The 12,743-nt window shown below is 55.9% G+C and carries 11 protein-coding genes and 1 pseudogene; 11 read left to right on the top strand and 1 reads right to left on the bottom strand.

The genetic code is table 11. The annotated features are described in order from the left end of the window. Positions 1-340: 340 nt before the first annotated feature. The 7 genes and pseudogenes from O987_RS29890 (at position 341) to O987_RS28450 (ending at position 7,985) form a co-directional block, all read left to right on the top strand. Positions 341-823: pseudogene (locus O987_RS29890) on the top strand (HAD domain-containing protein). Positions 824-1,249: 426 nt separating this feature from the next. Then, a complete protein-coding gene (locus tag O987_RS21675; RefSeq protein WP_051962246.1) occupies positions 1,250-1,798 on the top strand; it encodes an RNA polymerase sigma factor in 549 nt (182 codons plus the stop codon). A 78-nt stretch (positions 1,799-1,876) separates the two neighbouring features. Next, positions 1,877-3,001 (top strand): FecR family protein, encoded by a 1,125-nt coding sequence (locus O987_RS21670; protein WP_043374701.1) that lies wholly within the window; start codon positions 1,877-1,879, stop codon positions 2,999-3,001. Positions 3,002-3,116: 115 nt separating this feature from the next. Further along, positions 3,117-5,525: a TonB-dependent siderophore receptor gene (locus O987_RS21665; RefSeq protein WP_043374699.1), complete on the top strand. Its 2,409-nt coding sequence runs from the start codon at positions 3,117-3,119 to the stop codon at positions 5,523-5,525. Next, positions 5,515-5,949 carry a hypothetical protein gene (locus O987_RS29790; protein WP_326998628.1) on the top strand — a complete coding sequence of 145 codons (435 nt, stop codon included), beginning with the start codon at positions 5,515-5,517 and terminating at the stop codon, positions 5,947-5,949. Before O987_RS21665 ends, O987_RS29790 begins: the two co-directional genes overlap by 11 nt. A gap of 31 nt (positions 5,950-5,980) precedes the next feature. Further along, complete coding sequence (locus O987_RS21655) at positions 5,981-7,678, top strand: PepSY-associated TM helix domain-containing protein (RefSeq protein ID WP_043374694.1); 1,698 nt, start codon at positions 5,981-5,983, stop codon at positions 7,676-7,678. Between the two features lie 7 nt (positions 7,679-7,685). Then, positions 7,686-7,985, top strand: coding sequence for a DUF3325 domain-containing protein (locus O987_RS28450; protein WP_144245006.1), 300 nt, complete (start codon positions 7,686-7,688; stop codon positions 7,983-7,985). Here O987_RS28450 and O987_RS21650 read toward each other — a convergent pair. Further along, entirely contained in the window at positions 7,894-8,568 is a 675-nt protein-coding gene (locus tag O987_RS21650; RefSeq protein ID WP_200879575.1) for a tyrosine-type recombinase/integrase, read from the bottom strand. The two genes, O987_RS28450 and O987_RS21650, sit on opposite strands and share 92 nt — an antisense overlap. 445 nt (positions 8,569-9,013) lie before the next feature. Here O987_RS21650 and O987_RS21645 point away from each other — a divergent pair, with 445 nt between their 5' ends. From O987_RS21645 to O987_RS21625, 4 genes are all read left to right on the top strand, one after another. Further along, a complete protein-coding gene (locus O987_RS21645) occupies positions 9,014-10,294 on the top strand; it encodes a tyrosine-type recombinase/integrase (RefSeq protein ID WP_080731580.1) in 1,281 nt (426 codons plus the stop codon). 64 nt (positions 10,295-10,358) lie between these two features. Then, positions 10,359-10,754, top strand: coding sequence for a type VII toxin-antitoxin system MntA family adenylyltransferase antitoxin (gene mntA, locus O987_RS21640; RefSeq protein ID WP_034359854.1), 396 nt, complete (start codon positions 10,359-10,361; stop codon positions 10,752-10,754). Further along, positions 10,744-11,160: a type VII toxin-antitoxin system HepT family RNase toxin gene (hepT, locus tag O987_RS21635; protein WP_043374689.1), complete on the top strand. Its 417-nt coding sequence runs from the start codon at positions 10,744-10,746 to the stop codon at positions 11,158-11,160. Before mntA ends, hepT begins: the two co-directional genes overlap by 11 nt. A gap of 171 nt (positions 11,161-11,331) precedes the next feature. Beyond that, positions 11,332-12,422 (top strand): IS3 family transposase gene (locus O987_RS21625; RefSeq protein ID WP_370458247.1). Its coding sequence is split into 2 segments (ribosomal slippage): positions 11,332-11,590 and positions 11,590-12,422, totalling 1,092 coding nucleotides; the frame shifts between segments, so codons are not numbered across the junction. Positions 12,423-12,743 lie beyond the last annotated feature (321 nt).

Here is a 12,743-nt window from a genome sequence, read left to right as displayed (position 1 = left end):
ACTCAATCACTGTGGATGCATTGATGGTTGCTATGTTTTGTGTCGCTGTGGAGCGAAGAATTCGGTTGCCAGCGATGACAACGTCATCCAACAATAAGAATGAACCCGGAAACCGTTGAGTACAGTGATCTCCGCGATCGTCGACTCCTTGGTTTGTTCGTTCGGTCAGAACCGATACTTCAGGCTAACCACTACATTGCGGGGATCGCCGTAGAAGCCACCAAAGTCTGTCGAGTAATACTTTATGTCAAACAGGTACTAAAAAAACTGCACTTTCCCGAAGAAGATCGGCCATGACAAACATGCACATCAATAGGTCAGAGTCTCTAGGCTTGTCTGGTTGCGGGCCGGTGTTTTACATCAGCATAATGTGCTTTGGCCAGCGTCAAAAGGGCCATACCTAGACGCATCTTCCAGTGACAGGTTATTCGGACATGCTTCTTTGCTGGTCGAGCTCTTGGAACCACATTCTGCAGCCCGCATCGTCCTGCCTACTTCCTGGGTCGTGAAGTACGGCTGTCATGGTGCCGCGCGCCGCCTGCCTTTTGAACTGCGCACCAGAGTCATCGGGGCAACCTTTCACAGTCAGATGAATCGGGCCGAATTCGAATCAGCTTACCGAGATATGCAGGTCTGGGAAGATGTGTTTCGTCGCTGACCATCCGCTTGGCTTGCTATTGACGATGACTATTTGCAGTGGCCTGCATGGTGTCGTGACAAGCTTGTAAAAACTCATCCTGAGAGAGGCCTAGCGGATCCAGCAGTCATGGAGCAGGTTCGACTTGGGCTGCAGCGGATCACCTGTTCCCAATTGACGCTGTAATCTGAAGCAGCCTTCCGGCTGCTTGGGATGCACTCGAAGCTCTCGCAAAGTGGATTATCAGGGCGGCATTATTTGTTCATGAGCTGCTTAAAACGGCTCCCGCAACCTTCGGGTTGCATTTGACGGCCCCACTCAAAACCTGCCAGTGGTCTCTACCAGCATTGGTCCTCGAAGGACCGCCATGCACCGATTGCCATCGTTCATGTTTGTTCGAGACACTGCTGCTACTTGCCGCAAAGCAGTCACTTCGAGCACCAAGGCGCGATCTCTCAATCTCTCAATCCGTCCCTTCCTCTGCCGGCACAAAAGGTGTTTCCCATCTAGTATGATTAATGCTCACTTAATGTGAGTCTCAGGTCAGCCACGCTGCGTCGAAGCCAACCACTCCAAGGACTTCGACCAACCTTTACAGGATCGTGGCGGGCTGTGTTCGAGCGCTATTACCGCGAATTGCTGAGTTTTCTTTCCCGAAAAGTGACCGACCGCGCTGTTGCGGCCGATTTGACGCAGGAGAGTTATGCGCGTGTATATGCAGCTCAGGCTTCGGGATCGTGCATTGGTGATCCGCGCGCACTGCTCTACCAAACTGCCCGCAATCTTGTCATCGACCACCAGCGCCACGGCGACGTCCGCGCCAGCGTGGAAATACCGTCCACGCAGGCTGGACCCGACGAGGCGCACGGCTCTCGAAACTGGGAGCCGGAAACCGCGATGTCGTCGCAACAGGGGGTATCGGCGCTGGTCACCGTCATCGATAACCTGCCGCTGCGATGCCGCGAAGCGTTCATGCTGAACCGCTTCGAAGGTCTGACCTACGCGATGGTCGCGGAACGCATGGGCATTTCTGTCAAGGCGGTGGAGCAACACATCAAGCATGCACTAGACGCCTGCGAGCGTTGCCGAGCCCAGTCAGCCGGTGAAAGCGGTATGCCATCCGCTCCGCGTAGAAAACTAAATCGATCCCGCCATGATTGAATTGAAGGATCTGTTGCTCCTCAACTTGGGGTATCCGGCGCTCTGTACGTCTACCTAGATATAAGAACGAACCACCCGATGAGAAAACCTCCTCTCCAGACCGGCGACGCTTCGCGCATCCGCGAAGAAGCGCTGGACTGGTTCGTCCGGCGCCAGGGCGAAGGGTTCGGCGCCAACGATGAGCAAATGTTCCAGAATTGGCTTGCAGCTGATAAAGCGAACAGTGACGCCTTCAGCCACTGGCAAGGTGAGTGGCAATCCTTCGACGAAATTCCTCAGTCAATGAGGAGCATGCTGCAGCGCAATTTGGCCTATGAGCAGGCCATGGATGCGGCCAGCGCCTCCGGGGCCGCGAGGGCGGGCGCCAGAGGGCCATCGCCTTCGCAACAAGAGGCTCCAACCACTCCGTCCCGCAGACAAGTGTTGAAGTCGGCTTTCGCCCTGGCTGCCATAGCAGCTGTCACTGGAGGAACGAGCCTTCTTGCTTGGAACCATTGGCAAGCCCAACCTGTATTCACGCAGGCATTCAGCACTCAGCGTGGCCAACAGGTTGAAGTGCCACTGCCAGATGGATCCCGCCTGCGACTCGATACCTCGACACGCTTGGAGGTCACCTACTACAGGCAACGTCGCGAGGTGAGGCTGATTGATGGTCAGGCAGTTTTTGCCGTTCAAAGCGACGCCGATTGGCCCTTCCACGTGTTTGCCGGTCCAATATGCGTCACCGTCGTTGGAACGCGATTTTCCGTACGACACACTCCCGGTATGCCAGCGAACATGGGGGTGCATGTTGCAGTCGAAGAAGGCAAGGTCAGGGTGATGCGCATGGCGGGAGATGCCGAGAAGGCGGCTGCAAGCAGCGATGTCGGGGATGCAATTAACTTGTCGGCGGGGCAGCAAGTCTCCAGTGATGCGGCCGGAGTGTTGTCTGCCGTATCTGCTGTATCCAACGCAGGCATTGCATTGTGGCGCGGCAACCGCGTCAGTTTCGACAACTTACGGCTGGACCGAGCGTTCGCCGAAATGAGTCGCTATGTCGATCTGCCGCTCGTAATCCGCGACCCGGCTGTTGCCGCACTGCCGATCACAGGCGTCTTCGACCCACGGGATACGGCCACCCTCCGGCGCGTATTGCCGGTGTCGCTACCGGTGCGACTCAAAGAGACGGGAAGCGGTGTGACCGAGGTAGTCCTGGCGCGGTAGCATCAGCCTCCAGACAAGCCTTCTGCGGGCAAATTTTTTGAGGTCGACCTAGGGTATCTGGAAGGTTGCACGTCTTCAAGAGTAAGAACCATTCGTTTTTGCATTTGAGGACAATATGTACATTCTTCCGCTGCGAGCGGCTCCTCTGGCCCTGGCCGTTGCTTTGGCTTTCGCCAATACCCCCCTTTACGCGCAAAGCACGGGCACTGGAGTTCTGACCACGCCCCTCGAGTTCAGTATCGTTGAGAAGCCTTTGGCTCAGGCACTCAGCGACTGGGCGCTTCGAAGCCGCGTACAGATGATCGTGCAACCCGCGCTAGTGGCCGGCAAGTCTGCGCCTGCTATTTCCGGCACCTTAACGCCTCGCCAGGCAGTAGATCGTTTGCTGGCAGGCAGCGGCTTGGTTGCCATTCAGGAAGGCAATGCCGTTGTTATCAAAATCGCCCAATCCACAGGAGAAGCACCAACACTAGGCTCGGTGACTGTCACAGCCCAAGCCGAGCGCCCTGGCACCACAGAGGGAACGGGCACCTATCGAGCTATCGGCCCCAGCACCACAGCAACCGGTTTGCCTATGACACTTCGGGAGACGCCGCAATCGGTCAGCGTCGTAACACACCAGCAGATGCAAGACCGGAACATGCATTCGCTCGACGATGTTGCTGATGTCGCCACTGGCCTTACTTACAGCAAGCTCGGCACTGAACGCTCGACTTTCTATTCGCGTGGATTCCCGATCACTGATCTCCAAGTCGATGGCGTATCCACCAGCGTTGCCGAGAGTTACTCGGGCGATGCCATGTCACTCAACAACATGGCGATCTATGACCGGATCGAGATCGTGCGCGGCGCCAATGGCCTGCTACAAGGCTCGGGCAACCCTTCGGCCATCATTAACATGGTCCGCAAGCGTCCCACACGTGAATTTCAAATGAGCGCGGAACTGGGCGCAGGCTCTTGGGCTGACTATCGTGCGCAGCTAGATGTGTCCGGCCCACTCAATGCCGCGGGGACCCTGCGCGGGCGGACGGTAGTCTTTGCTAACGATGCCAACAGTTTCAAGACCGGTGCGGGCACGGACAACAAGCTGCTCTACGCCGTCGGCGAGGCTGACCTGAGTCCTTCAACCCTGCTGACGTTTGGCGCCTCCGTGCAAAAGGACAATCATAGGGGGTACGACTGGGGTGGACTGAACACCAAGGCCGACGGCACTTTCTACGATCTGCCACGTTCCACTTCGCTAGCTGGGCCATGGGCCCACCTAAACCGTGACAACTACACAGTGTTCGGCGATATCACGCACCGCTTCGACAACAACTGGACTCTAACCGGTGCCATCAATGCGGTGCGCTCGGACACCAGTTTCCTTAGCCCCTATCCAGCACGCGTCAGCGGCGACACCTACAGGCTTCCCATCTCAGCGGCTGAATACAAGGACGACCAACTGGCTTTCAATTTGAAGGCCAGTGGTCCCTTCACTCTGTTCGGACGCCAACATGAATTGATGCTAGGAGCCAGCAGCAGGCGGGACGACTTCACTTACGGCATACATACGGCAACTAACACGCCATCGGTGAACATCACCAATTTCGATTTCTGGTCTCTCCCAGTGCCGCAACTTAACGTTGCCGGTACTAACTACGCATTGGTTCGTCGAGAGAAAGGGATCGTTGCAGCCACCCGGCTTCATGCAACGGACGACCTCAGCGTAATCCTTGGCAGCCGGATCAGCTGGTCTGACTACGCTTCAAATAGCCCCTACACCAACGCAAGCTATGACTCGGGGCGCCAGATCATTCCTTACGCTGGCATCGTCTACAAACTGAACCGACAGCATTCCGTCTATGCCAGCTACACCGACATCTATTCGCTGCAGCAGTACTACAGCCAAAGCGGTCTACTGGAACCCGTAAAGGGTAAGAACTACGAGGCCGGCATCAAGAGCGAGTTCTTTGACGGACAACTCAACACTGCACTGGCCATTTTTCAGACCGATCAGCTCAATCTACCTGTGGCGACGAGTGCCGCATCGACTTGTGGCCTGGCTGGCAATAGTCGCTGCTACACCGAAGGCGCCAAGGTTCGTAATCGGGGCATCGACATCGAAGTGTCGGGCTCGCCTACGCCAAACTGGAACGTGGCGGCTGGCTTTACCTTCAGCGATCCCGAATACGTTGCTGGTCCCAATCAGGGCAAGGACTACAACACCACGATTCCAAGAAAAGTCGTGAAGATCTCAACGGACTACAAACTCCCCGGTGGCCAGTGGCGCGTAGGCGGAAATGTCCAGCTGCAAAGCAGCATGCGCTTCGACGGCGCGACGTACTCGATCTATCAAGGCGGATTCGCGCTGCTGAACCTGAACGCAAACTATCGCTATGACCGCCATCTCAGTGTTCAGTTCAATGTGCGCAATGCACTCGACAAGCACTACTACCAGACCATCCCAAGCAATAACAATTTTGGCGGCCTGTTTGTGGGCACACCGCGTAGTTTTGCTGTGACGCTTCGGTATGACTATTGATCAGACCGCTAAAAGGCAAGGCACTTTGCAGGGTACCCCTGCAGAGTCGAGCCCGGATGCCAATGCGATGAAGGATCTACTTCGCCCAAATAGAGTTTCCGCTCCAGTGCAGGAGAACTCCAAACTTCATCAGCTTCGCCTCAGACAGTCAGCAGGTATTGTCATGCGCATTGGTGCCGGAATGCTCGGCGGATATTCCTTCACCTGGGGTTTCATGGCCTTGACGATCAGTCTGCTATTTGCAGCCGATGTGGACCTCGACGACGCCGAGACACTGAGCTACATCCTCGGCTTCATCATCTTCTTGGTCATATTTCTGTGGGCCTTCGCAGCGCGCAGTGTGGCGCGCGTTTGGCTATTGCTGGCCGGCGGTGGTGCGCTCATGACTGGCACGGCCTGGCTGGTCCAGCGCGCGTTGCTCTGATTGCGATTACTCGTGCAAGGAGTCCTTTTCCGTGTTCCAGAATTTCCGCCTCTCCATGGCTTGGCTGCACACCTGGTTCGGCCTCGTGCTGGGTTTTGTGCTGATAGTCGTCTTTTTCTTCGGCTCACTGTCGGTCTTTGACCGTGAAATCGACCGCTGGGCGATACCCGAGTCGCGCTTTGCGCCGCAGCCGATGCCTTCTTTTGACAAGGTGTTGCTGCCCGTTTTTCAAGACATGAAACCCAGCGCAGCAAGTATCGAGCGGGCGCGTAGCCGGGTGAACGGCCCCATGGCACAGGACTTTCCGGTCGTGAAAAACTGGGGGGCCTACACCACACACCGCGACCCCGTGCTGACCCTGTTTTCCAGTTATCCATTGCCAAACGCCAAGAACCCGGAAGATGCAGTCTTTGGAGCACGAACCATCGATCCCCGTACAGGAGAGTCCTTGCCCGACGATCACCTGAAGATCGGAAGCCGCTTCTTTTACCCCCTTCACTACAGCCTCAACCTTCACTGGTTGAATCTGGGGACTTGGATCGTGGGATTCGCCGCGCTGATCATGCTCGTGGCATTGGTCAGCGGGGTGGTTATGCACCGCAAGATCTTTCGCGAATTCTTCACCTTCCGCCCGAAGAAGCACATCCAGCGCAGCGCGCTGGATTTGCACAACCTCACGGGCGTGATCGCGCTGCCGTTTCACTTCATCTTCGCCTTCTCGGGGCTAGTGATCTTCGGCGGTATCTACTTCCCTGTCACCCACACCCAACTCGAGCCTCTACACGAGCTGCACGAGAAGCAGGAAGCGCTGGAGACCGGCCTGCCACATGACCGTGCCGGTGAGTACGCACAACTGGCCTCTGTCGATGCGATGGTGGTGGAAGCGCAGCGCCGATGGGCGGCCAAGGGCATGGCGGGCGACGTAGGCTTCCTAGGTGTGCGACACGTGGGCGACGCCAACAGCTACGTGAGCGTGTATCGCGCCGGCACCGACCGCATTGCGCTCACTGGAGAAGGTATTCATTTCAAGGCCTCGACAGGCGAGGTGCTGCGCGAAGACCCTCCGCTTACGTCTGTGGCGAGTATCAACACCTTCCTTACCGGACTGCACCTGCAGCACTTTCGCCATTGGTTGCTGCGCTGGTTGTACGTGCTCGGTGGCCTCCTGGGATGTGTGTGCATCGCTACCGGTTTCGTTTTTTTCGTGGAAAAACGCAAGCGTCAGCATGCCAAGCAAGGTCAGAGTGGCGCCCGCTGGGTGGACGCTTTCGCCGTGTCCACGGTGACCGGCATGCTCATCGCTACGCTAGCCATGCTGATCAGCAATCGCCTGCTGCCCGGCACGATGCCCTCGGGCTGGCCTGGCAAAGGCGATATGGAGCAGTACATCTTCTGGGTAGTCTGGATGCTGGCCTTCGTGCACGGCATCTTGCGGACTGCCTCAGTAGCCGAGGCCCGGATGGCCCCGGCCTGGATTGAACAGTGTTGGGGAGTAGCTTTCTTGGCGGTGACTGCCGTACTGTTGAACTGGGTCACGACAGGGCACCATCTACTGCGCACAGTCAGCGAAGGCTATTGGCCGGTGGCAGGCACCGATCTGTTCATGCTTGCAAGCTCAGCGATCGCGATGACGGTCGCACGCAAGCTCGGTCGTCGTGCGGTAGCAACCACCATGACAGCAGCCCACCAGACAAGCGTGTCGACCGCAGGGGGGCGTGCCCGTGCCTGAATCTCTCATGCTCTTACTGGCTGTCTTGACCAACCTCGTTGGTCTGTGCTGGCTGGCCTTGGCGATGGATGTGCACTGGGAGCAGGCATGTGGACCTGTCTCCGCATCACGCAGAACAGTCCTATCGCTGCGCGGGCTTGGTGGCTTCAGTCTGTTTACATCGCTAATGCTGTGCTTACAGGCCGATCACGCCTCAATGGCTGTGCTGGTGTGGTTCATGACCTTGGCTGGTGCCGCGTTGAGCATTGCATTCGCTTTAACTTGGCAGGCGCGGTGGCTGAAATTGCTGGTGTTCTGGATACGATGAGTCGCATCAAGCAGTTCGCCCAGCTTGCCTGGATCGGTGATGGCTGGGAAATGCCCCTCTGGCGCGGTTTGAGGGCTTTCTTGATGTCCTGGGCAATGTCCCGTGTGGCGCAGCCTCTGGCGATTGCGTATTGCCAGACTCCTGATGCCGTGGTGAGCAGCCGATGTGCGCTTTCCACTGCGTCGCGGTCTCGTACGCGCTCACATGCTTTCAGCCATTCAGTCGGCTCGACTTCTCCGATCACACGCTGCCCAAGAAAGGGGTACAGGTCTTTCTCCAGGCTTCGGGCTTCGCGGTCGTAGTGTGTCGTTGACCAGCCGGGCTGCTTGTTCGCCAGATAAGCGCGGTACATCGCTTCCACGGTGTTGAGTGCTGCCACCGCTTTGTCTTCCTTGAGGCGCTGCTTGTTCTGGCTGGGGTCTATGCCTTGCGCCAGCAGGGCGCGGGCATCGTCATGGCCACGGCGGGCTTGGGCGAGGGTGATGGCGGGATACACGCCGAGCGCCAGTGTCTTTTGCTTGCCCTCGAGGCGATAGGCCAACCGCCAATACTTGCCCGATCGCTTTGACGTGCAGGTCACCATCACTGTGCTTGTCGCCAGCTGCTTTGCCGCTGTGCTTGGTGTTCTTGATGAACGTATCGGTCAGTGCCATGTGGCCCCGCGAGTCCTGATTGTTGGTACCTGATTTTGGCTCTGGTTGAGCTACCAACGAAAGTACCAACAAAAGCTGGGTTGTCCTGAGGCGTGGTGCGATTACTTGCGACAAAGAGAAAACCCGCTTCCCTATGAGAGAAGCGGGTTTTGAAGCGATTAGACGCTGTGTGCGTCGATGTCCTGGCGGAGGCTGTGTCCGCCAAATATCCGTCCAACTAGATCTTTTTTCTTCTTATTTTTCATTTCTAAGTCATTGATAGTAAAAGATATTTGTTTTGTTTTGACTTAAGTTGTCCAACTCTATCTAATGCGAAATGGCATACCAGATGGCATACCGATGGCATACTGAATGGCATACCGATAGAGGTCTCAAATGGCTGTCATCACAGACGCAAAAGCTCGAAACATCAAACCTGATAGTGCAGCAATTCCACACGGCGGAGTGACGGGATTGGCACTGCATCCAACTAAAACCAAAGGCAGGGGTAAATGGGTGCTGCGCTACGTTAGCCCGGTGAACGGCAAGCGTAGAAATGCAGGCTTGGGCTCGTATCCAGAAATTGGTATCGCAGAGGTCGCGAAGCGCGCTACTGCCATGAGGGTGACGCTGGCAGAGGGGAAAGATCCTCTAGCTGAGAAAGCGTTGGAAGAAGAAGCTGTAAAGGCTCCAACATTTCAAGAAGCCGCCGAGATCTTGCACAAAGACTTGCTACCAGGCTGGAAAAATCCAAAGCATGGGCAGCAATGGATCAATACCCTGACTGAATACGTTTTTCCCAAGTTGGGTGCAAAGCTACTGGCTGAGATTCAGCCTGCAGATGTGGCGGATGCGCTCAAGCCCATTTGGCTTGAAAAGGCGGAGACGGCGAGTCGCGTCAAGCAAAGAATCCATACGGTGATGGCTTGGGGGTGGGCGCATGGGCACTGTCAATCGAACCCTGTGGACGTAGTTACCCATCTTCTGCCACAGCAGCCAGGAAAAGCTGTACGTACGCAGCATCACCCAGCAATGCCTTGGGGGCTGATCCCTGCTTTCGTACAGAAGAACTTACGTACAAAAGGGCGTGTCGATGTAACCCGGCAGTTGCTTGAGTTTGTAATTTTGACGGCCTGCCGTTCAGGCGAAGCACGGGGCATGACGTGGTCCGAGGTAGACTGGAAAAATGCAGTTTGGACCGTGCCAGCTGAGCGTATGAAGGCCAAGCTGACCCATCGTGTGCCGCTGTCTCCAAGAACTATGGAAATTCTTCAGCAGCAACGGGGTCAACATGAAAGCTTGGTTTTCCCTTCGGTAAGAGTGCGGGGAGAGCTTTCAGATATGGCTATCACCTCGCTGTTGCGCAGGTTGAATGTTGAAAGCGATGTGCCTGGGCGCGTGGCAACTGCCCATGGCTTTCGTTCGAGCTTCCGTGACTGGTGCAGTGAGCACGGTTACTCTAGAGATCTGGCTGAGCGTTCGTTAGCGCACACGATCAAAGACAAGGTTGAAGCGGCTTACCACCGTACTGACTTGTTGGAGCAGCGCCGTGAGTTGATGAATGCTTGGGCAACATTTGTAGTGGGCGTGGCTTCAACGGAAGACGATCTCAAGAAGGTCCCTCAACGTACGCTCTCAAGCTTCTTGCGGCCAAGAGCTGATGCCTCAAGGGGTTAACGCGAGCAAGTACGGTGTATTCGGTGAAAAAATCAAGACCAATGCGTATAAATCAAAATCCCTCATGAACTATCAAGGCATCGTCGATCATCTTCAAGAAGCAATTTCTAGCTTGTCTGCTGTGTATGTTTTTGGCAGTCAGGTCACAGGTCATGCAACGGCAGATAGTGATTTAGATATTGCGCTCTTGATGGATGAGGGTCTACCGGCAGAGGCACTGTGGGAGTTATCTAGCACTTTGGCTAACTTGGTGAAGTGTGATGTTGACTTGTTAGACCTAAGAGCAGCATCCACGGTCATGCAATACCGCATCATCACCACCGGTACGCGTTTATGGTCAAAAGACAGCCAAGCAGCACTCTATGAAAGCTTCATCCTTAGTCAAAAAACTGCGTTGGATGAGGCGCGCGCAGATTTGTTGAAAGACATTCAAACAACAGGAACAGTCTATGGTCGATGACGTACTGATTAACAAGGCTGCGGCCATTGAGCGCTGCGTGATACGTGCCAAAGAAGAGTACGAGAAATCACCAACCACGTTTGCGTCGGACCACACACGCCAGGATGCCGCCATCTTGAACGTTCAGCGGGCGTGTGAAGCCGCGCTGGACATGGGGCAGCACTTGATTCGCCGCGAAAGGCTTGGCATCCCACAGAGCTCGCGTGACGTATTCACCTTGCTGGCTCAAGCGGGTTGGATTGAGAGCGACTTAGCCACACGCATGCAAAAAATGGTGGGCTTTCGCAATATCGCTGTGCATGACTACCAAGCGCTGCAGCTACCGATTGTGGAGGCCGTGATCACCAAGCATTTAGGCGACTTTACGGCTTACAGCAAAGCGATCTTGTTGAAGAACTCTAAGTAACCTTCTTCAAAAAGAAATGACGACAAAGAAAAAAACGAGCTGGAGTGACCTAAAGGCTCAGCTCGTTGGCATAGAAAAAACTGAGCTACTGCAGTTGATCAAAGCGACGTCTCCCCGGAATTGAGTAGCAGGTGAGCTTGGAGTCCAATCCCATGCAACAGGAGATTGGACGTGAAGAAGAGATTTACGGAAGAACAGATCATTGGCTTCCTGCGGGAAGCCGAATCGGGCTTACCGGTGGCCGAGCTGTGCCGGCGGCACGGCTTCTCCGAGGCCAGCTATTACCTCTGGCGCAGCAAGTTTGGCGGTATGAGCGTGTCCGATGCCAAACGTCTGAAGGAGCTGGAAGCCGAAAACGGACGGCTCAAACGGCTGCTGGCCGAAGCCCTGCTTGAGAACGAGGTGACGAAAGAAGCCTTGAGAAAAAAGTGGTGAGCGCACCCGCACGGCGCGAGTTGGTGCGTCACATGGTCAGCCGTGGACTGAGCGAGCGTCGTTCGCTGCGTGTCATCGGCATGAGCGCCAGTGCCCTGCGCTACAAACCAGCCTGCGACCACAACTGTGCCTTGAAGGAGAAGATCATCGCTCTGGCACAGCGTCATCGTCGCTACGGGGCCGGCATGATCTATCTGAAGCTGCGCCAAGCCGGAGAGATCGTGAATCACAAGCGGGTGGATCGTCTGTATGCCCAAGCCGGTCTTCAGATCAAAAAGCGCAGGCGCAAGAAGATCCCGATATCGGAGCGCCACCCTTTGGTACGCCCGACAGTTGCCAACCAGGTGTGGTCCATGGACTTTGTCTTTGACCGCACAGCGGAAGGACGCAGCATCAAAAACCTCACGGTAGTGGATGACGCAACCCATGAGGCTGTGGCCATCGTGCCGGAGCGGGCCCTGGGTGGCAACCAACTGGTGCGCATCCTGGAGCAACTCGCCAGGACAAGGGGGCTACCCAAGGCGATCCGAACTGACAACGGCAAGGAGTTCTGCGGTCGAGCCATGCTGAACTGGGCCCACGCCAGGGGCGTTCAGCTGTTTCTGATCGAACTGGGCAAGCCCAACCAGAACGCCCACATCGAATCATTCAACGGGCGCTTTAGGGATGAATGCTTGAACGAACATTGGTTCACCAGTCTGGCACATGCCCGGGTAATCGTGGAAGCTTGGCGCCGGGAATACAACGAAGAGCGGCCCAAGAGATCGCTTGGTGGACTCACGCCCACAGCCTATGCCCAGAGGCTGATGCAAAAGCAGTTAAATTAACCTCGGACTCCAAAGCCTTGTGCTACTGAAAACGGGGGGACGTCGAAAGATCTGTACTCCTCAAGCAAGGATACACAGCAGTTTCTGCATGCACGCTATGCAATGGGTGGGGGAGATGTCCTCGCGCTCGGCGTTGTTACATAAATCCAGTTCGAGGCGAGTGACCCTCAACCCCGGCCGTGGCTACCGGCACAAGCTTGGCCTAGCAGCATAAAACCAGTCCAAGTTTTTATCCGCACCTCCAGTGGGTCACTTCTGGGAGGAAATCAACACTCTAGGCGAAAAACGGCGGAGAGCCCTCCTCCCAGGTTCTCTCTACAC

Origin of the sequence: Comamonas testosteroni TK102 (assembly GCF_000739375.1) — a bacterium.
GTDB lineage: Bacteria > Pseudomonadota > Gammaproteobacteria > Burkholderiales > Burkholderiaceae_C > Comamonas > Comamonas brasiliensis.
This window is presented reverse-complemented; position numbering and strand designations above follow the sequence as displayed.

Coding starts and splice junctions, on each gene's coding strand:
- O987_RS21670 (WP_043374701.1), top strand. CDS start 1,877: ATGAGAAAACCTCCTCTCCAGACCGGCGACGCTTCGCGCATCCGCGAA.
- O987_RS21665 (WP_043374699.1), top strand. CDS start 3,117: ATGTACATTCTTCCGCTGCGAGCGGCTCCTCTGGCCCTGGCCGTTGCT.
- O987_RS29790 (WP_326998628.1), top strand. CDS start 5,515: ATGACTATTGATCAGACCGCTAAAAGGCAAGGCACTTTGCAGGGTACC.
- O987_RS28450 (WP_144245006.1), top strand. CDS start 7,686: ATGCTCTTACTGGCTGTCTTGACCAACCTCGTTGGTCTGTGCTGGCTG.
- O987_RS21650 (WP_200879575.1), bottom strand. CDS start 8,568: ATGGTGACCTGCACGTCAAAGCGATCGGGCAAGTATTGGCGGTTGGCC.
- O987_RS21645 (WP_080731580.1), top strand. CDS start 9,014: ATGGCTGTCATCACAGACGCAAAAGCTCGAAACATCAAACCTGATAGT.
- mntA (WP_034359854.1), top strand. CDS start 10,359: ATGAACTATCAAGGCATCGTCGATCATCTTCAAGAAGCAATTTCTAGC.
- hepT (WP_043374689.1), top strand. CDS start 10,744: ATGGTCGATGACGTACTGATTAACAAGGCTGCGGCCATTGAGCGCTGC.